At 72.1% G+C, this 18,095-nt stretch carries 16 protein-coding genes; 10 read left to right on the top strand and 6 right to left on the bottom strand.

Features of this window, described 5'->3' with window-relative positions; genetic code table 11:
* Positions 1–74: 74 nt before the first annotated feature.
* The 6 genes from dnaK (at position 75) to ACH4PY_RS00285 (ending at position 8,115) form a co-directional block, all read left to right on the top strand.
* Positions 75–1,943, top strand: coding sequence for a molecular chaperone DnaK (gene dnaK / locus ACH4PY_RS00310; RefSeq protein WP_398173884.1), 1,869 nt, complete (start codon positions 75–77; stop codon positions 1,941–1,943).
* Positions 1,940–2,632, top strand: a complete 693-nt coding sequence (gene grpE / locus ACH4PY_RS00305; protein WP_398173881.1) for a nucleotide exchange factor GrpE — start codon at positions 1,940–1,942, stop codon at positions 2,630–2,632. Before dnaK ends, grpE begins: the two co-directional genes overlap by 4 nt.
* A 44-nt stretch (positions 2,633–2,676) precedes the next feature.
* Complete coding sequence (dnaJ, locus tag ACH4PY_RS00300) at positions 2,677–3,867, top strand: molecular chaperone DnaJ (protein WP_398173878.1); 1,191 nt, start codon at positions 2,677–2,679, stop codon at positions 3,865–3,867.
* A 4-nt stretch (positions 3,868–3,871) separates the two neighbouring features.
* Complete coding sequence (locus ACH4PY_RS00295) at positions 3,872–4,405, top strand: heat shock protein transcriptional repressor HspR (RefSeq protein WP_398173874.1); 534 nt, start codon at positions 3,872–3,874, stop codon at positions 4,403–4,405.
* A gap of 354 nt (positions 4,406–4,759) precedes the next feature.
* Positions 4,760–7,375, top strand: coding sequence for an ATP-dependent chaperone ClpB (gene clpB, locus ACH4PY_RS00290; protein ID WP_398173871.1), 2,616 nt, complete (start codon positions 4,760–4,762; stop codon positions 7,373–7,375).
* Between the two features lie 194 nt (positions 7,376–7,569).
* Complete coding sequence (locus ACH4PY_RS00285) at positions 7,570–8,115, top strand: YbjN domain-containing protein (RefSeq protein WP_398173868.1); 546 nt, start codon at positions 7,570–7,572, stop codon at positions 8,113–8,115.
* 123 nt (positions 8,116–8,238) lie between these two features.
* On the opposite strand, the gene ACH4PY_RS00280 is transcribed toward ACH4PY_RS00285, so the two are convergent.
* Positions 8,239–8,613: a VOC family protein gene (locus tag ACH4PY_RS00280; RefSeq protein ID WP_398173865.1), complete on the bottom strand. Its 375-nt coding sequence runs from the start codon at positions 8,611–8,613 to the stop codon at positions 8,239–8,241.
* Positions 8,614–8,749: 136 nt separating this feature from the next.
* Here ACH4PY_RS00280 and ACH4PY_RS00275 point away from each other — a divergent pair, with 136 nt between their 5' ends.
* A complete protein-coding gene (locus tag ACH4PY_RS00275) occupies positions 8,750–9,541 on the top strand; it encodes a vWA domain-containing protein (protein ID WP_398173861.1) in 792 nt (263 codons plus the stop codon).
* Positions 9,542–9,579: 38 nt separating this feature from the next.
* On the opposite strand, the gene ACH4PY_RS00270 is transcribed toward ACH4PY_RS00275, so the two are convergent.
* From ACH4PY_RS00270 to ACH4PY_RS00260, 3 genes are all read right to left on the bottom strand, one after another.
* Positions 9,580–9,978 carry a DMT family transporter gene (locus ACH4PY_RS00270; protein WP_398173858.1) on the bottom strand — a complete coding sequence of 133 codons (399 nt, stop codon included), beginning with the start codon at positions 9,976–9,978 and terminating at the stop codon, positions 9,580–9,582.
* Between the two features lie 73 nt (positions 9,979–10,051).
* Positions 10,052–10,372 (bottom strand): DMT family transporter, encoded by a 321-nt coding sequence (locus ACH4PY_RS00265; protein ID WP_398173855.1) that lies wholly within the window; start codon positions 10,370–10,372, stop codon positions 10,052–10,054.
* 127 nt (positions 10,373–10,499) lie between these two features.
* Positions 10,500–10,946, bottom strand: a complete 447-nt coding sequence (locus ACH4PY_RS00260; protein ID WP_398173852.1) for a MarR family winged helix-turn-helix transcriptional regulator — start codon at positions 10,944–10,946, stop codon at positions 10,500–10,502.
* Positions 10,947–11,157: 211 nt separating this feature from the next.
* On the opposite strand from ACH4PY_RS00260, the gene argG reads away from it, so the two are divergent.
* The gene (gene argG, locus ACH4PY_RS00255; protein WP_398173849.1) at positions 11,158–12,612 is read left to right on the top strand and encodes an argininosuccinate synthase; all 1,455 of its coding nucleotides are present in this window, start codon (positions 11,158–11,160) and stop codon (positions 12,610–12,612) included.
* A gap of 118 nt (positions 12,613–12,730) precedes the next feature.
* Here argG and ACH4PY_RS00250 read toward each other — a convergent pair whose 3' ends face one another.
* Together ACH4PY_RS00250 and ACH4PY_RS00245 are read right to left on the bottom strand one after the other, a co-directional pair.
* The gene (locus ACH4PY_RS00250) at positions 12,731–14,080 is read right to left on the bottom strand and encodes a YncE family protein (protein ID WP_398173846.1); all 1,350 of its coding nucleotides are present in this window, start codon (positions 14,078–14,080) and stop codon (positions 12,731–12,733) included.
* 90 nt (positions 14,081–14,170) lie between these two features.
* A complete protein-coding gene (locus ACH4PY_RS00245) occupies positions 14,171–15,343 on the bottom strand; it encodes a pyridoxal phosphate-dependent aminotransferase (protein WP_398173843.1) in 1,173 nt (390 codons plus the stop codon).
* Positions 15,344–15,812: 469 nt separating this feature from the next.
* On the opposite strand from ACH4PY_RS00245, the gene ACH4PY_RS00240 reads away from it, so the two are divergent.
* Positions 15,813–16,334, top strand: coding sequence for a DUF2617 family protein (locus tag ACH4PY_RS00240; protein WP_398173840.1), 522 nt, complete (start codon positions 15,813–15,815; stop codon positions 16,332–16,334).
* Between the two features lie 91 nt (positions 16,335–16,425).
* The gene (locus tag ACH4PY_RS00235) at positions 16,426–18,018 is read left to right on the top strand and encodes a polyamine aminopropyltransferase (RefSeq protein WP_398173837.1); all 1,593 of its coding nucleotides are present in this window, start codon (positions 16,426–16,428) and stop codon (positions 18,016–18,018) included.
* Positions 18,019–18,095: the final 77 nt, after the last annotated feature.

Genomic DNA, 18,095 nt, shown 5'->3' with positions numbered 1-18,095 from the left:
TCTGTTGACATAGTCGCGACCCTCGTGCACCCTTGAGTCAGTTCCACTCAAGTAGTCAGCAGGAGGAATCCACCATGGCACGTGCGGTCGGCATCGACCTGGGCACGACAAACTCCGTCGTCAGCGTTCTCGAAGGCGGCGAGCCCACCGTCATCACCAACGCAGAGGGCGCCAGGACCACGCCGTCCGTCGTCGCCTTCGCCAAGAACGGCGAGGTGCTCGTCGGTGAGGTGGCCAAGCGCCAGGCGGTCACCAACGTCGACAGGACCGTCCGGTCGGTCAAGCGCCACATGGGCACCGACTGGAAGATCAACCTGGACGGCAAGGACTTCAACCCGCAGCAGATGAGCGCCTTCATCCTGCAGAAGCTCAAGCGGGACGCGGAGGCCTACCTCGGCGAGAAGGTCACCGACGCGGTCATCACCGTGCCGGCGTACTTCAACGACTCCGAGCGGCAGGCCACCAAGGAGGCCGGCGAGATCGCGGGCCTGAACGTACTGCGCATCGTCAACGAGCCGACCGCGGCCGCGCTCGCCTACGGCCTGGACAAGGACGACCAGACGATCCTGGTCTTCGACCTCGGCGGCGGCACCTTCGACGTCTCGCTGCTGGAGATCGGCGACGGCGTCGTGGAGGTCAAGGCCACCAACGGCGACAACCACCTCGGTGGTGACGACTGGGACCAGCGCGTCGTCGACTACCTGGTCAAGCAGTTCCAGTCCGGCCACGGCGTGGACCTGGGCAAGGACAAGATGGCCCTCCAGCGCCTGCGTGAGGCGGCGGAGAAGGCGAAGATCGAGCTGTCCAGCTCGACCGAGACGTCCATCAACCTGCCCTACATCACGGCGTCCGCCGAGGGCCCGCTGCACCTGGACGAGAAGCTCACCCGGGCGCAGTTCCAGCAGCTGACCAGCGACCTGCTGGAGCGCTGCAAGACGCCGTTCCACAACGTGATCAAGGACGCCGGCATCCAGCTGTCCGAGATCGACCACGTCGTCCTCGTCGGCGGCTCCACCCGTATGCCCGCGGTCGCCGAGCTGGTGCGCGAGCTGACCGGTGGCAAGGAGGCCAACAAGGGCGTCAACCCGGACGAGGTCGTCGCCATCGGCGCGTCCCTCCAGGCCGGTGTGCTCAAGGGCGAGGTCAAGGACGTCCTGCTGCTCGACGTCACCCCGCTGTCCCTCGGTATCGAGACCAAGGGCGGCATCATGACCAAGCTGATCGAGCGCAACACCACGATCCCGACCAAGCGCTCGGAGATCTTCACGACGGCCGAGGACAACCAGCCGTCCGTGCAGATCCAGGTCTACCAGGGCGAGCGCGAGATCGCCGCGTACAACAAGAAGCTCGGGATGTTCGAGCTGACCGGTCTGCCGCCGGCCCCGCGCGGCATGCCCCAGATCGAGGTCACCTTCGACATCGACGCCAACGGCATCATGCACGTCGGCGCGAAGGACCTGGGCACGGGCAAGGAGCAGCGGATGACCGTCACCGGCGGCTCCTCGCTGCCGAAGGACGAGGTCGACCGCATGCGGTCCGAGGCCGAGCAGTACGCGGAGGAGGACCACCGCCGCCGCGAGGCCGCCGAGACCCGCAACCAGGGCGAGCAGCTGGCCTACCAGACCGAGAAGTTCATCGCGGACAACAAGGACAAGCTCCCCGAGGACGTGAAGTCCGAGGTCGAGGCCGCCATCGCGGACCTCAAGGAGAAGCTCAAGAACGAGTCGACCGACGCCGACAACACCGCGTCGATCCGCGAGGCCACCGAGAAGGTCGCCGCCGTCAGCCAGAAGCTGGGCCAGGCGCTCTACGCCAACGCGCCCGGTGACGGCGCCGCCCAGGCGGGTGCCGGCGCGGCCGCGGGCGAGCAGCCCGGTGCCGCGGACGACGACGTCGTGGACGCCGAGATCGTCGACGACGACAAGAGGGACGGTGCCGCGTGACGGAGGAGCCGAAGGGCTTCGAGCCGGAGCCCGACGTCCCTTCCGAGGCCGGTGACGCCAAGCCCGGCAAGGGCTCGGCGGCAGGCAAGGACTCCGGGACCGCCGACGAGGCGGCCCCGGGGGCCGGTGGCGGGGACGCCCAGGAGCTGACCGCGCTGCGGGCACAGCTGGACCAGGTGCGCACCGCGCTCAACGAGCGCACCGCGGACCTCCAGCGCCTGCAGGCCGAGTACCAGAACTACCGCCGCAGGGTGGAGCGCGACCGCGTCGCCGTCAAGGAGATCGCGGTGGCCAACCTGCTCACCGAGCTGCTCCCGGTGCTCGACGACATCGGCCGGGCGCGCGAGCACGGCGAGCTGGTCGGCGGCTTCAAGTCGGTGGCCGAGTCGCTGGAGACGGTCGCGGCGAAGCTGGGGCTGCAGCAGTTCGGCAAGGAGGGCGAGCCCTTTGACCCGCTGGTGCACGAGGCCCTGATGCACAGCTATTCGCCGGATGTCACGCAGACGACATGCGTGCAGATCCTCCAGCCCGGGTACCGCCTCGGTGAGCGCAATCTGCGGCCCGCCCGGGTCGCGGTCGCCGAACCGCAGCCGGGCTCCGGGAAGGCCGCCGACGAGACGGCGGACGACCGGGACGCGAAGGCGGACACGGCGGACGACGAGGAGAACGGTGGCCCGGAGCAGGGCTGACGGTGTAGAGAGAGCCTTCACGGCCGGAAGGAGGGACGCCGGGGATGAGCATCAGTAGGGACCTGCTGGAAAAGGACCTGTACAAGGTCCTCGGCGTCCCCAAGGACGCCACGGATGCCGAGATCAAGAAGGCGTACCGGAAGCTCGCCCGCGAGTTCCACCCGGACGCCAACAAGGGCGACGCCAAGGCGGAGGAGCGCTTCAAGGAGATCTCCGAGGCCAACGACGTCCTCTCGGACACCAAACGGCGCAAGGAGTACGACGAGGGCCGCGCGCTGTTCGGGAACGGCGGCTTCCGCCCCGGCCCGGGCGCGGGCGGCACCGGCGGCTTCAACTTCGACCTGGGCGACCTCTTCGGCGGCGGCGCCGGCGGCCAGGCCCCCGGCGGGGGCCAGGGCGGCGGCTTCGGCGGCGGGCTCGGGGACGTCTTCGGCGGGCTCTTCAACCGCGGCGGCGGCACCCGGGTGCAGCCGCGGCGCGGCCAGGACGTCGAGTCCGAGGTCACGCTGAGCTTCACCGAGGCCGTCGACGGGGCCACGGTCCCGCTGCGGATGTCCTCGCAGGCCCCCTGCAAGGCCTGCTCCGGCACCGGCGACAAGAACGGCACCCCCCGGGTGTGCCCGACCTGCGTCGGCACCGGCCAGGTCTCGCGCGGTGGCGGGGGCGGCTTCTCGCTCACCGACCCGTGCGTGGACTGCAAGGGTCGCGGCCTGATCGCGGAGAACCCCTGCGAGGTCTGCCACGGCAGCGGGCGCGCCAAGAGCTCGCGCACCATGCAGGTCCGCATCCCGGCGGGCGTCACCGACGGGCAGCGCATCCGGCTGCGCGGCAAGGGCGCCCCCGGCGAGCGCGGCGGCCCGGCGGGCGACCTCTACGTGGTCGTGCACGTCGGCAAGCACCCGGTCTTCGGCCGCAAGGACGCCAACCTCACGGTGACCGTTCCGGTCAGCTTCACGGAGGCGGCGCTCGGCGGCGAGGTCAAGGTGCCCACCCTCGGCGGCCCGCCCGTCACCCTCAAGCTCCCGCCCGGCACCCCCAACGGCCGCACCCTGCGCGCCCGCGGCAAGGGCGCCGTCCGCAAGGACGGCTCGCGCGGCGATCTGCTGGTCACCGTCGAGGTGGCGGTGCCGGAGACGAGCGAGGGCAAGGCGCTCGACGCACTGGAGGCCTACCGGGAGGCCACCGCGGACTTCGACCCGCGGGCCGAGCTGTTCAAGGCGGCAAAGGGAGCGTGAACGGATGAACATCGACGGCCGGACGGACGGTCCGGGGCCGGGCCCGCGCGGCTCCGGCACCGGTGGCGCACGCACTCCACGGGGTCCGGGGGGTGCCCCGCGCGGGCGCAACCCGTACCAGCTCACCGAGGAGACCCCGGTCTACGTCATCTCCGTGGCCGCCGAGCTGTCCGGGCTGCACCCGCAGACCCTGCGGCAGTACGACCGCCTCGGCCTGGTCTCGCCCGACCGCACGGCCGGGCGGGGCCGCCGCTACTCCGCACGCGACATCGAGCAGCTGCGCGAGGTGCAGCGGCTCTCCCAGGACGACGGCATCAACCTGGCCGGCATCAAGCGCATCATCGAGCTGGAGAACCAGGTCGCCGCGCTCCAGGCGCGCGTCGCCGAACTCACCGCCACGGTGGAGGGCGCGGCCGCGCTCATCCAGCAGCGCGAGGCGGCGGTGCACGCCTCGTACCGCCGCGATCTCGTCCCCTACCAGGACGTCCAGCACACCAGCGCGCTCGTGGTGTGGCGCCCCAAGCGCGACGGCGCGTAGGCGCCTGACGACGCCGATTGGCGGAGGGGCTCGCTCCGCCCGGCCGAGCACGGGCTGCGGGCTGCCCTCTGCGTAGGGCGAGCGTTTTGAGGGGGCGCGGGGAACCGCGCGAGCAGCCCCCGCCGGGGCGCGGGTCGAAAACCGACCCAAAGGGTCTCTTCGGTCCGATCCGGACCACCGCCCGGGGGTGGCTTGTCGCGCAGTTCCCCGCGCCCCCTCAAAACTCTCGCCCCACGGCGTAGTCGCAGCTTGAAGACGCGTGCCCCGCGGCGCAGCCGCGCCCGCAGCGTCGGCGTGCCCTCGACCGTGGGGCGGGCCAGAATGGAACAAGCACCCCGAGGAGGATCCGACCCCGTGGACGCCGAGCTGACGAACAAGAGCCGGGAAGCGCTCAACGCCGCCAACACCCGGGCGGTCTCCGAGGGCAACCCGGACCTCACGCCCGCGCACCTGCTGCTCGCGCTGCTGAGCGGCGCGGACAACGAGAACGTGCTGGACCTGCTGACCGCCGTCGGCGCCGATCCGGCGGGGCTGCGCGCGCAGGCCGCACAGCTCGTCGAGCAGCTGCCGAAGGTGCAGGGCTCGACGGTGGCCCCGCCGCAGGCCAACCGCGATCTGCTGGCGGTCATCGCGGACGCCGCGGAACGGGCCAAGGAGCTGGGGGACGCGTACCTTTCCACCGAGCACCTGCTCATCGGCATCGCCGTCAAGGGCGGCTCGGCCAGCGAGCTGCTCACCCGTCAGGGGGCCGACGGCAAGAAGCTGCTGGCCGCCTTCGAGACCGCCCGTGGGGGGCAGCGCGTGACCAGCCAGGATCCCGAGGGCACCTACAAGGCGCTGGAGAAGTACGGCACCGACTTCACCGCGGCCGCCCGGGAGGGCCGGCTGGATCCGGTGATCGGCCGCGACCAGGAGATCCGCCGGGTCGTGCAGGTGCTCTCCCGGCGGACGAAGAACAACCCGGTGCTGATCGGTGAGCCCGGCGTCGGCAAGACCGCCGTCGTCGAGGGCCTGGCGCAGCGCATCGTCAAGGGCGACGTGCCCGAGTCGCTGCGCAACAAGCGGCTGGTCTCGCTCGACCTCGGGGCGATGGTCGCGGGCGCGAAGTACCGCGGGGAGTTCGAGGAGCGGCTGAAGGCCGTACTCGCCGAGATCAAGGACAGCGACGGGCAGATCGTCACCTTCATCGACGAGCTGCACACGGTCGTCGGCACGGGGGCCGGCGGCGACTCGGCGATGGACGCGGGCAACATGCTCAAGCCGATGCTGGCACGCGGCGAGCTGCGCATGGTCGGCGCGACGACGCTGGACGAGTACCGCGAGCGGATCGAGAAGGACCCGGCGCTGGAGCGCCGCTTCCAGCAGGTGCTGGTCGCCGAGCCGACCGTGGAGGACACGGTCGCGATCCTGCGCGGGCTCAAGGGCCGCTACGAGGCGCACCACAAGGTCCAGATCGCCGACTCCGCGCTGGTCGCGGCCGCGACACTGTCCGACCGCTACATCACCTCGCGCTTCCTGCCGGACAAGGCCATCGACCTGGTCGACGAGTCCGCGTCCCGGCTGCGGATGGAGATCGACTCCTCGCCCGTCGAGATCGACGAGCTGCAGCGCTCGGTCGACCGGCTGCGCATGGAGGAGATGGCGCTGCGCAACGAGACGGACCCGGCCTCCGTACAGCGGCTGGACAAGCTGCGCCGGGACCTCGCCGACCGCGAGGAGGAGCTGCGCGGCCTGACCGCCCGCTGGGAGAAGGAGAAGCAGGGCCTCAACCGGGTCGGTGAGCTCAAGGAGCACCTCGACGACATCGACACCCGGATCGACCGCGCCCAGCGCGACGGCGACTTCGAGACCGCCTCCAAGCTGCTCTACGCCGAGAAGCCCAAGCTGGAGGCCGAGCTGGAGGAGGCCACCCGGGAGGAACAGGAGGCCGCGGCGCAGGAGACGATGGTCAAGGAGGAGGTCGGCCCGGACGACATCGCCGACGTCGTCGCCGCCTGGACCGGTATCCCCGCGGGCCGGCTGCTGGAGGGCGAGACGCAGAAGCTGCTGCGGATGGAGGACGAGCTGGGCCGCCGGCTCATCGGGCAGAGCGAGGCGGTGCGCGCGGTGTCCGACGCGGTGCGCCGCTCCCGCTCCGGCATCGCCGACCCCGACCGCCCCACCGGCTCCTTCCTCTTCCTCGGCCCGACCGGCGTCGGCAAGACCGAGCTGGCCAAGGCGCTCGCCGACTTCCTCTTCGACGACGAGCGGGCCATGGTCCGTATCGACATGAGCGAGTACGGCGAGAAGCACTCGGTCGCGCGGCTCGTCGGCGCCCCGCCCGGATACGTCGGCTACGAGGAGGGCGGCCAGCTCACCGAGGCGGTGCGCCGCCGCCCGTACAGCGTGGTGCTGCTCGACGAGGTCGAGAAGGCGCATCCGGAGGTCTTCGACGTCCTGCTCCAGGTGCTGGACGACGGGCGGCTCACCGACGGCCAGGGCCGTACGGTCGACTTCCGGAACGTGATCCTCATCCTGACCTCCAACCTCGGCAGCCAGTACCTGGTGGACCCGGCGCTCACCGAGGAGCAGAAGCGGGAGAACGTGCTGGCCACGGTGCGGGCGTCCTTCAAGCCCGAGTTCCTCAACCGGCTCGACGACACCGTGGTCTTCTCCGCGCTCAGCAAGGACGAGCTGCGGAGGATCGCCCGGCTGCAGACCGACCGGCTCGCCGCCCGACTCAAGGACCGCAGGCTCAACCTGGAGGTCACCGACGCGGCGCTGGACTGGCTGGCCGAGGAGGGCAACGACCCGGCCTACGGCGCCCGGCCGCTGCGCCGCCTGGTGCAGACCGCGATCGGCGACCCGCTGGCCCGCGAACTGCTCGCCGGGGAGATCACGGACGGGCAGACGGTCCGGGTGGACCGCGCCGCGGACGGCCTGATCGTCGGCGCGGCCACCGGCTCCACCGGGCCCGACCTCGGCAAGTGACGGCCGGGCGGTAACCGGGTGCCGGGTGAGGGCCGGGTGACAGCCGGGCTCTGGCCGGGCGACGGCCGCCGGCACCGCTCGGTGACGGCTGCTGCCGCCCGGTGACCGGCGCCGGGCCCGCGCACCCCTGGGGTTTCCCCCCGGGGGTGCGGATGAGGGAGGATGGCAGTCAGACGTCACGAAGGGACTTCACGGTGAGCATCGACCCGTCCTCGATTCCTGATTTCGGGGGCCAGCCGGACCCCTCGTCCGCTGGTAACAGCGGTGTGGTCATCCCCGACCAGGACCTGGTCAAGCAGCTGCTCGACCAGATGGAGCTGAAGTACCTGGTCGACGAGGAGGGTGACCTCGTCGCGCCCTGGGAGGACTTCCGCACGTACTTCATGTTCCGTGGCGAGGGCGAGCAGGCGGTCTTCGCCGTCCGGACCTTCTACGACCGTCCGTTCGAGGTCGACGACAAGGCGCAGCTGCACGAGGTCATCGACGACTGGAACCGCCGCACGCTGTGGCCGAAGGTCTACACCCACACCAACGACGACGGCGGGGTGCGCCTCGTCGGCGAGGCCCAGCTGATGATCGGGCTGGGCGTCGGCCTGGAGCACTTCGTCTCCAGCACGGTGAGCTGGGTGCGCGCGTCGATCGAGTTCGACAAGTGGGCCGTGGACACGCTGGGCCTGGCCAAGGACACCGACGAGGCCGCCGAGGGCGGCGACGAGTCCGAGGGCGGCGCCGAGGACTGACCCCTCGCCGCGCTCCGGGCAGAGCTCCCGGCAGCACTCCGAGCACCTACGGAAGAGCCCGGCCCCCCGTGCGGCCGGGCTCTTCCGCTCTCCCGCGCCGGCTGCGCGGTGCCTCGGGGGACCTCAGTCGGACTCCTCCAGCACGGAGAGCACATTGCCCGCGGGGTCGGTGAACCAGGCGATGAGCGGGCCGCCGCCACGGAAGATCCCCCGCTCGTCCGCGGGCAGCTGCTCGTAGCGCTCCAGGCGCACCCCGCGCCGCCCCAGCTCGTCCACGGCCGCCTCGATGTCGGGGACGGGGAAGTTGAGGACGGTGAACGTCGCGGGCGTGTGGTCCGGCTTGGGATAGACCAGGACGTCCCGGCCACCCGCGATGTGCAGTGTCAGCAGCCCGTTCTGCCGTGACACCTTCAGGCCCAGCGTGTCGCCGTAGAACGCCGCCGCGGCCTCGACGTCGTCCACCGAGAAGCCGCTGAACGCCTTCGTCGACTCGAACATGATCGCCTCCTGTAGGTCGTGCCTACGAGTGCAGACCGGTCGCGGAGCGCGAAGTCATCGGTGTGCGCCACGGTGTGCGCGACTGTGTGGGCGACCGCGTGCGCGGCGGCGCCGGGCAGGAGGAGAATCCCGGCCCATGGCCATCGACTACCGCAAGCCGCCCCGGATCGACTACCGCAAGCGCCCCCGCCCCGCCGCGGCCGGAACCGGCGGTCCCGCCGTCAGCCTGGAGAAGGTCGCCGCGAGCGCCCCGGGGCTCGTCAGCCTCTTCAAGAGCGCGGCCGTCTCGCTGGACAAGCACCGGGTCGGCGGCGAGCGGGCGGCCGTCTACCTGGTGCTGGACCGCTCCGGCAGCATGCGGCCCTACTACCGGGACGGCTCCGTGCAGCACCTGGCCGAGCAGACCCTCGCGCTCGCCGCCCACCTCGACGACGACGGGGTGGTGCCGGTCGTCTTCTTCTCCACCGAGGTGGACGGCACGGCCGCGATAGGCCTCGACGACTACCGGGACCGCATCGGCCCGCTGCACGACTCCATGGGCCACATGGGCCGCACCAACTACCACCTCGCCATGCAGGAGGTCATCGACCACTACGAGCGAAGCGGCGCGTCCGACCCCGCCTTCGTGGTCTTCCAGACCGACGGGTCGCCGACCTCGAAGGCCGCCGCCGAGCACGTGCTGTGCGTGTCCGCACGGCTGCCGATCTTCTGGCAGTTCGTGGGCTTCGGCGACGACGAGTTCCGCTTCCTGCGCAAGCTCGACGACCTGCCGGTGCCGGGCCGCCGGATCGTCGACAACGCCGGCTTCTTCGCCGCGGGCAGCACCCCGAAGGCGCTCTCCGACACGGAGCTGTACGACAGCCTGCTGCGTGAGTTCCCCGACTGGCTCACCGCCGCCCGCGCCGCGGGCGTCCTGCCGGAGACGTGACCGGAACGCCGTGACCGGAACGCCGTGGCCGGTACGGCTCAGCGGTCCGCGCCGACCTCCTGCGGCGCCGCCACTGCCTGCCGGGAGGGACGCGGCCGGTCGGCGAGCTTGAGCCACACCACGCCGACGATGATCAGCCCGAGCCACAGGGCCTGCGGGGTCGTGAGGGTCTCGTCGAAGAAGACGGGACCCAGCAGCGCGGCACCGGCCGAGCCGATGCCGGCCCAGACCGCGTAACCGATGCCGACGTCGATGGCGCGCAGCGCGACGCTCAGGGCCCACAGCGTCAGCAGGAAGAACACGACGGCGACGAGCGACCAGAGCACGCGGGTGAAGCCGTGGCTGCCGCCCACGGAGAGCGCGTAGCCGATCTCGAACCCTCCCGCCAGGAGGAGGACGAGCCAGGGGTTGGCGGCGGAACGGCCGGTGTCGGACATCAGCCCGGGTCCTTTCGTGGGTGGGCGCGTGCGGGAGCGGGGGAGGAGGTGGGAGCGGGGGCGGGCGGGAGCGTTACGCGGCGCCGCTGAGCTGGAGGCCGACGACGCCGGTGATGATGACGGCGATGCCGAGCGCCTTGCGCCAGTCCAGGCGCTGCTTGAAGAGCGCCGCGCCGAGCAGGGTGATCCCGACCCCGGCGACGGACGTCCAGACCGCGTAGCCGACGCCGACGTCGAAGGTCAGCAGCGCCCGGCTCAGGAGGTACGTCCCGATGGCGCCGCTGACCAGGGTCACCGCCGTCCACCGGCGGTTTCTGAACCCCTCCGCCTTGCCGGCGGCGATGGCGACGACGACCTCGAAGATGTCGGCGACGGCGAGGTAGAGCCACTGCATGGCGGGTCCTTTCAGCAGGCGGCCTCAAGGCCCGAGGCTGGTACTTGATTGTACATGCATTCTTTTGCTCGGCGGGGAGACGCCGGAAACATGCCCGAGGCCGTGTGTGAGGGGCCCGCCGGGACGGTCAGGCGCCGCCGCGCAGCGCCTGGACGGTGGGGGACAGGGAGGGGGCGCCGTCCGCGGTGTCCAGGGCCGAGGTCAGGACCTCGCCGTACGTGCCGCGGGCCGAGGCGTAGCGCTCCCGGCCGGCGTCGGTGATCACCGCGTAGACCCCGCGCTTGTCGTCCGGGCACAGGTCGCGGACGGCGAAGCCCGCGCTGTCCAGCCGCCCCACCAGGCGCGTCACCGAACTCTGGCCGAGGCCGACCTTGTCGGCGAGGTCCTGCATCCGCAGCTCGCCCGCGGGGGAATCGACGAGGCACTCCAGGGCGCGGAATTCCGAGAGCCCTATGCCGTGCCGGCGCTGCAGGGCCTGGGTGAGCTGTCGCTCGACGTACGCGTGGAGGGCGAGGACGCCACTCCAGGCTGCCTGGTCGGAGGTGGTCGCCGGGGGGTGAGGAAGTCCGGTCATCGGGGGGCTCCTCTCGACGGACAGTACGTAGCAAGATACATGTTCATACAACATTCGGGCGGGCGTCTTCATGCCGGGCCGGGCCGGCGGGCCTTCGCGCCGGGCCCGGGGTGGGCCTTCGTCCCGGGCCCGGCGCCGGGTCGGGCGGCTGTGCGAGGGGTCCTCCAGAAGGGGCTTTGCATGAGCATGCGTTGGTGTGCATAATATTTCCATGTCCAAGGTCCTCACCTCCCTCCCTGTCGGCGAGCGCGTCGGCATCGCCTTCTCCGGTGGCCTCGACACGTCGGTCGCCGTCGCGTGGATGCGCGACAAGGGCGCCGTCCCGTGCACCTACACCGCCGACATAGGCCAGTACGACGAGCCCGACATCGCGTCGGTGCCCGGCCGTGCCAAGGCCTACGGCGCCGAGGTCGCGCGGCTGGTCGACTGCCGTGCGGCGCTGGTCGAGGAGGGCCTGGCCGCGCTCACCTGCGGGGCGTTCCACATCCGCTCCGGCGGGCGGGCGTACTTCAACACCACCCCGCTCGGCCGTGCCGTCACCGGCACCATGCTGGTGCGGGCGATGCTGGAGGACGACGTCCAGATCTGGGGCGACGGCTCGACCTTCAAGGGCAACGACATCGAGCGGTTCTACCGCTACGGCCTGCTCGCCAACCCGCACCTGCGGATCTACAAGCCCTGGCTGGACGCGGACTTCGTGACCGAGCTGGGCGGCCGCAAGGAGATGTCGGAGTGGCTGCTCGCGCACGAGCTGCCCTACCGCGACAGCACGGAGAAGGCGTACTCCACCGACGCCAACATCTGGGGTGCCACCCACGAGGCGAAGACCCTGGAGCACCTGAACACCGGCGTCGAGACCGTCGACCCGATCATGGGCGTCCGCTTCTGGGACCCGTCGGTCGAGATCGCCACCGAGGACGTGACGATCGGCTTCGACCAGGGCCGCCCCGTCAGCGTCAACGGCAAGGACTTCGCGACCCCCGTCGACCTGGTGTCCGAGGTCAACGCCATCGGCGGGCGGCACGGCCTGGGCATGTCCGACCAGATCGAGAACCGGATCATCGAGGCCAAGAGCCGCGGCATCTACGAGGCCCCGGGCATGGCGCTGCTGCACGCGGCGTACGAGCGCCTCGTCAACGCGATCCACAACGAGGACACCCTCGCGCAGTACCACACCGAGGGCCGCCGCCTCGGCCGGCTGATGTACGAGGGCCGCTGGCTGGACCCGCAGGCGCTGATGATCCGCGAGTCCCTGCAGCGCTGGGTCGGCGCCGCCGTCAGCGGCGAGGTGACCCTGCGGCTGCGGCGCGGCGAGGACTACTCCGTCCTCGACACCACCGGCCCGGCCTTCAGCTACCACCCGGACAAGCTGTCCATGGAGCGCACCGAGGACTCCGCGTTCGGCCCGGTGGACCGGATCGGCCAGCTCACCATGCGCAACCTGGACATCGCCGACTCCCGCGCCAAGCTGGAGCAGTACGCGCAGCTCGGCCTCGTCGGCTCCGGCAGCCTCGCCATCGGCCCGGCGCAGGAGCCCGCGCCCGGCCTGATCGAGACCATGCCGGAGCTGTCCGAGGGCGGCGCCGAGGTCATCGCCTCCCGCGGCGAGCCGGAGCCCGACGACGCGCTGCTGGACCGCGCGGCGATGGAGTTCGGCACCGACTGACCCGCCCGGTCGCGTCCCCCGGCCCGGCCCCGCACACGGACGACGTGTGCGGGGCCGGGCCGTTGCCGGTCAGCGGCCGGCCCCGGTCAGTGGTCGCCCCCCGGTCAGTGGCCGACGGTCAGTGGCCGACCCGGACGGTGGCGCTCGCGGTGGCCGCCGTCAGGTGCGCGTCCCCGGCGTAGGTCACCTGGTAGGTGACGGCTCCGGTGGCCTGGGGTATGTCGGTGACGGTGAACGTGCCGTCGGCGGCCGTCGTGACGGCCGGCAGCGGTGTGCCCGCCGGGTGCGCCGCGTCGATCCGGCTGACCTGCACCGTCTGCCCCCCGGTGTACGGCGACGGGCCGCCGAGCGCACCGGTCAGGGTGACCTTTCCGTGCCGGTGGACGCGCGCCGGGCCGGAGACGGTCAGACCGGCCGCCGCCTGCGCCGGGTTCTGTATGACGTGCAGCACGGGGTCCGCCCCGTACGGATCGGCGCTGATGGCGAACAGCGTGCTGTCGTCGGGCGTGACGGCGAGCCCCGCGTCCGCCTGGAAGGTGTCGAGGGCGACGGGGTAGGACGCGACCGCGCTCGGGTTGCCGGGGGCGAAGACGAAGACCTGGTCGCCGTAGTAGTTCTCCGACCCGGCGAACACGGTGCCGTCCGCGCCGAGCGCCACCGCGTCGGGGTAGGTGTCGGTGCCGTACGCCCCGTCCGGGCTGAGGTCGGCGACCGTGAAGACCTGGTGCTCGTACGGCGCGCCGCACGCGGTGATCACGTCCTTGCCGTCCGCGGTGATCGCCAGGTCCGCCAGGAAGCTGCTGACCGTCGGGGAGGTCAGGGAGAGCTGCGCGTGCAGCGTCCGCGCGCTGCCGCCCGAGACGTCGTAGCTGGCCAGCGAGGCCGGGCTGAGGCCCGGCTGCCCGGCCACCAGCTTCCCGCCCGGCGTGGCGGCGAGCAGCGGTGCGCTGTACCAGCTGTCGCCGGTGGCCTGGAGGGTCACCACGGCGGGGTCGGCGGCCGGATCGACGGACCCGATCCCGCCGTGCGCGGCCTTCCCGTAGCCGAACCAGAGCTTGCCGGCGCTCCACACCACCGACTCCGGATCGCTGCCCGCCCCCGTCCCGTAGCGGGCGGTCTCGGCGAGGGTACCGGTGTCGACGGCCGAGATCGCGTCCGCGTCCCCGAGCGCCGCGTACACCGTGCCCCCGTCCGGCGACAGCGCCAGCCCGTCGGCCCCGTCCTCACCCTCGATCGTGCCGACCGTCCGCCCCGCGTAGTCGGTGACCAGCACGCTGGTCGAACCCGTCCCGCCACTGATGAACAGGTGCTGGTGCACAGGATCGACCAGCATGTGCGCGTACTGGGCTATGGGCAGCGGGACCGCCGTGGAACCAGTCTGTGCGGAGGCGGACGACGACAGACCGAGCGACGCGAGCCCGGTCGCGAACACAACAGCCGTGACCTGCGTAATGCGCTTGGTGCGCATGGGACTCCTGACTTCCGGTAGGTGATGGCCACTCAGATTCGAGCACGATCCGAGTAGACCACCCCCCACTGACAGAGCCAGGAGCGGTCCTCAGCCCCCGAACGCCTTCCGCAGGCGCTGGGCCGCGTCGGTGAGGACCTCGGGGCGTTTGCAGAAGGCGAAGCGGACCTGGGTGCGGCCGGCGGTGGGGTGGTCGTAGAAGACGGAGTTGGGGACGGCGACGACGCCGGCGCGTTCGGGGAGGGTGCGGCAGAAGGTGAGGGCGTCGGTTTCACCGAAGGGGGCGATGTCGGTGGTGACGAAGTACGTGCCCTGGGGGGTGTAGACGTCGAAGCCGGCGTCGCGCAGGCCGTCGGACAGGAGGTCGCGTTTGGCCTGGAGGTCGGTGGCGAAGGCGTCGTAGTACGCGTCGGGGAGCGCGAGGGCCTCGGCGACGGCGTACTGGAAGGGGCCGGAGGCGACGTAGGTGAGGAACTGCTTGGCCGTGCGGACGGCGGTGACCAGGGCGGGGGAGCCGGTGACCCAGCCGACCTTCCAGCCGGTGAAGGAGAAGGTCTTGCCCGCGGAGGAGATGGAGACGGTGCGGTCGCGCATGCCGGGGAGGGTGATCAGGGGGGTGTGGCGGGCTCGGTCGAAGGTGAGGTGTTCGTAGACCTCGTCGGTGACGACGACGAGGTCGCGTTCGACGGCGAGGGCGGCGATCGCCGACAGTTCGGCGGGGGTGAGGACCGTGCCGGTGGGGTTGTGCGGGCTGTTCAGGAGGAGCAGGCGGGTGCGGGGGGTGACGGCGTCGCGCAGGGCGTCGAGGTCGGGGCGGAAGTCGGGGGCGTGCAGGGTGAGGGGGACGCGGACGCCGCCGGCCATCGCGACGCAGGCGGCGTAGGAGTCGTAGAAGGGCTCGAACGCGATGACCTCGTCGCCCGGTTCGAGCAGCGCGAGCATCGCCGCCGCGATGGCCTCGGTCGCGCCCGCGGTGACCAGGACCTCGGTGTCGGGGTCGAACTCCAGGCCGTAGAAGCGGCGTTGGTGCTCGGCGATCGCGGTGCGCAGCTCGGGCACGCCCGCGCCGGGCGGGTACTGGTTGCCGCGGCCGTCGCGCAGCGCGCGCACCGCGGCCTCGCGGACCGCCTCGGGGCCGTCGGTGTCGGGGAAGCCCTGGCCCAGGTTGATCGCCCCGGTGGCGGCGGCGAGCGCGGACATCTCGGCGAAGATCGTCGTCCCGAGGCCTTCCAGCCTGCGGTTCAGCAGCGGCCTGGCGTTCATCTGTCGCACCGTCCTCGGAAGTGATGCCCTGCGCGTGGCGCCCTGCGCCAGACGATACGGGGCGGGTCCCGCGGCGCGCTGCGGCGCCGCCCGCCGGGCCGTGCCGCCATACCTCAAGTTCCTTGATCCTGTGGCGGGTTGGACGTACTCGCGGGGGTCGGCGGCCGGGGGCGTCAGGGTGGATCCGGGTGAACACGTGACCCCGTGGGCGCTCCAAGGGATGGAAAGTGCGCACAGATCGGTAAAAACGCTGAAGGTGGCAAGTGATTCATGATTCCGTAGTTCTCGGACCCATTTCGAGGGCTTCGGCGGGGACCTCCGGAGGCTGCGCAGGCTCCTTCCCTGGCTTCGCCGGCTCCTCGCGTCGCCGGGTCCAGGACCCCACGTGGGCACGAGCCGATGCGCGCCCGCCCCGTTGCCGGGCGCGACCGGCCCATGACATTCCACTGCGTGCTTGCGGAGCCGACCCATGCTCACCACCCTGCAAACCTCCTACACCGACACCCGCGCGGGCGACCTCGCGTGGTGTCTCGGCAAAGACCCGCTACCCGCGCTCGCCGTGCTGAACGTCGAGGTCGGGGACGGCCGCCGGCTGCGTGCCAAGGTCGAATTACGCCTGCTGGGCGCCTCCCACCAGGTCCTGGTGGACGCGGACGGCGGTGACTGCTCGGAGACCGTGGCCTGCATGGCCGGCAGCCAGGCGCCGCTGCCCTTCGGGGTGGCCCGCCGGGTGGGTGCCTGGGACTACGAGTTCGCCGCGCGCATCGAGACGCTCTCGCAGGGCTCGTTCGCCGGCCGCGCCCAGGAACTGCTCGCGCTGGTCGCCGACCACCCGCACGGACTCGCCGGGACCTTCCCGGGCGACCCGCACGCGTTCACCGCGATGCTCGTGCAGTACGCCGACGGGGGAGTGCGCTGGCGCACCTGGCACGCGTATCCGCAGGAGGGGCGGCTGGTCACCACCAGGACCCGGGTGAACGCGCTGGCCTGACCCGAACGATGCCCCCGGCACGCCCACGGCCGCCCATTTTGCACTCCTGTGGGTGACCGGCGACGGCTCCACACTGACATAGCGTGCACTCATGATCGACCAGCGCCACCGCAGCGAACTCCCGCGCCTCGCACCGCGGTTACCGGTGACGGCCCAGGCGGCGAGGGCGCTGGTGCTCACCGCCGTCTTCGTCTGCGCCGCCTGCGGGCTGGTCTACGAGCTGGAGCTCGTCGCGCTCGCCTCCTCCCTGCTGGGCGACTCGGTCACCCAGGCGTCGGTGATCCTGTCGGTGATGGTCTTCGCGATGGGCTGCGGGTCGTTGCTGGCAAAACGGTTACGCTCCCGGGCCGCCGCCGCGTTCGCCGCCGTCGAGACCGGACTCGCCCTGATCGGCGGGCTGTCGGTGATGGCGCTCTACGCGCTCTTCGCCTGGTTCGGGCACGCGAGCGCGCCCATAGTCGGCTGCGCCTTCGCCATCGGTGTCCTCACCGGGGCCGAGGTGCCGCTGCTGATGACGCTGGTGCAGCGAGTACGGCGGCAGGACGCGGGCGGCGCGGTCGCCGACCTCTTCGCCGCCGACTACGTGGGCGCGCTCGTCGGCGGGCTCGCCTTCCCGTTCCTGCTGCTGCCGCACGCCGGGCAGCTCACCGGCGCCCTCGCCACCGGCGCGGTCAACGCGGTGGCCGGCGGCGCGACCGTGCTGTGGCTCTTCCGCGCCGACCTGACGCGGCGCGCCCGCGGCTGGCTGCTCGTGGTGAACGTGCTGGTCCTTGCGGTGCTCGCGGGCGCCGCCGCGGTCGCCGGGCCCTTCGAGCGGGCCGCCCGCCGCGAGGTGTACGGCGGGGACGTACGGGTCGCCGTGCAGACCGGCGTCGAGGAGATCGTCCTGACCGGCGGCGACACCCCCGGCCGTCCGCTGCGGCTCTACCTCGACGGACGGCTGCGGGTCTCCGGCGACACCACCGCCCGCTACGCCCAGGCCCTCGTCCACCCGGCGATGAACGGCACCCGCACCCGCGTGCTGCTGCTCGGCGGCGGCGACGGCCAGGCCCTGCGCGAGGTGCTGCGATACCCGGACGTCGGCGTCGTCACCGTCGTCCAGCCCGACGCCGAGCTGCTCCGGCTGGCCCGCACCGACCCCGGCCTCAGCCGCGTCAACGGCCACGCCTTCGCCGACCCGCGGGTGCGCACCGTCACCGCCGACCCCTTCGACTGGCTGCGCCACGGCCGCACCACGCCGTACGACGTGATCGTCGCCGACCTGCCGGACCCGGGGACGACGGCCAGCGCCAAGCTCTACTCGCAGGAGTTCTTCGGGCTCGCCGCCCGCGTCCTGGCCCCCGGCGGGCGGCTCGCCGTGCACGCCGGGACGGCGGCGGGCACCGCGCACACCTTCTGGACGATCGAGGCGACCGTGACCGCGGTCGGGCTGTGCAGCACGCCGTACTGGCTGCCCGCGGCCGTCCCCGGCACGGCCCTCACGCCCGCCGCCGCCGGTACGCCGGACCGGGCCTACCTGCTCGCCGCCCGCACCGCGCCGCCCGCCCTGCGGCTGCCGCCCGGCACACCGTCCACCCTCAGCCCGCGGGCGCTGCGGCAGGCCGCCCGCGCCCCGCTCCCGACCCGCCCGAGCAGGGCGCTGCCGCCCTCGACCCTGCTGCGGCCGCGCGTCCCGACCGGCTGAGCCGGCGGTCCGGTTCCCGCAGAAAGTGCCGGGCGCGGGAGCGTCATGCTCCGGGCAGGGTGGGTAGGCTCCGCCGC

The sequence above is a fragment of the Streptomyces sp. NPDC021224 genome (assembly GCF_044332905.1).
Classification (GTDB): domain Bacteria; phylum Actinomycetota; class Actinomycetes; order Streptomycetales; family Streptomycetaceae; genus Actinacidiphila.
The sequence above is the reverse complement of the archived record's forward strand: the minus strand, read 5'-3'. Positions and strand labels throughout refer to the sequence as shown.

Bases quoted from the DNA above. Each gene is read 5' to 3' on its own strand.
- dnaK (WP_398173884.1), top strand. From the start codon at position 75: ATGGCACGTGCGGTCGGCATCGACCTGGGCACGACAAACTCCGTCGTC.
- dnaJ (WP_398173878.1), top strand. From the start codon at position 2,677: ATGAGCATCAGTAGGGACCTGCTGGAAAAGGACCTGTACAAGGTCCTC.
- ACH4PY_RS00295 (WP_398173874.1), top strand. From the start codon at position 3,872: ATGAACATCGACGGCCGGACGGACGGTCCGGGGCCGGGCCCGCGCGGC.
- ACH4PY_RS00280 (WP_398173865.1), bottom strand. From the start codon at position 8,613: ATGTTCGAGTCGACGAAGGCGTTCAGCGGCTTCTCGGTGGACGACGTC.
- ACH4PY_RS00275 (WP_398173861.1), top strand. From the start codon at position 8,750: ATGGCCATCGACTACCGCAAGCCGCCCCGGATCGACTACCGCAAGCGC.
- ACH4PY_RS00270 (WP_398173858.1), bottom strand. From the start codon at position 9,978: ATGTCCGACACCGGCCGTTCCGCCGCCAACCCCTGGCTCGTCCTCCTC.
- ACH4PY_RS00265 (WP_398173855.1), bottom strand. From the start codon at position 10,372: ATGCAGTGGCTCTACCTCGCCGTCGCCGACATCTTCGAGGTCGTCGTC.
- ACH4PY_RS00260 (WP_398173852.1), bottom strand. From the start codon at position 10,946: ATGACCGGACTTCCTCACCCCCCGGCGACCACCTCCGACCAGGCAGCC.
- argG (WP_398173849.1), top strand. From the start codon at position 11,158: ATGTCCAAGGTCCTCACCTCCCTCCCTGTCGGCGAGCGCGTCGGCATC.
- ACH4PY_RS00250 (WP_398173846.1), bottom strand. From the start codon at position 14,080: ATGCGCACCAAGCGCATTACGCAGGTCACGGCTGTTGTGTTCGCGACC.
- ACH4PY_RS00245 (WP_398173843.1), bottom strand. From the start codon at position 15,343: ATGAACGCCAGGCCGCTGCTGAACCGCAGGCTGGAAGGCCTCGGGACG.
- ACH4PY_RS00240 (WP_398173840.1), top strand. From the start codon at position 15,813: ATGCTCACCACCCTGCAAACCTCCTACACCGACACCCGCGCGGGCGAC.
- ACH4PY_RS00235 (WP_398173837.1), top strand. From the start codon at position 16,426: ATGATCGACCAGCGCCACCGCAGCGAACTCCCGCGCCTCGCACCGCGG.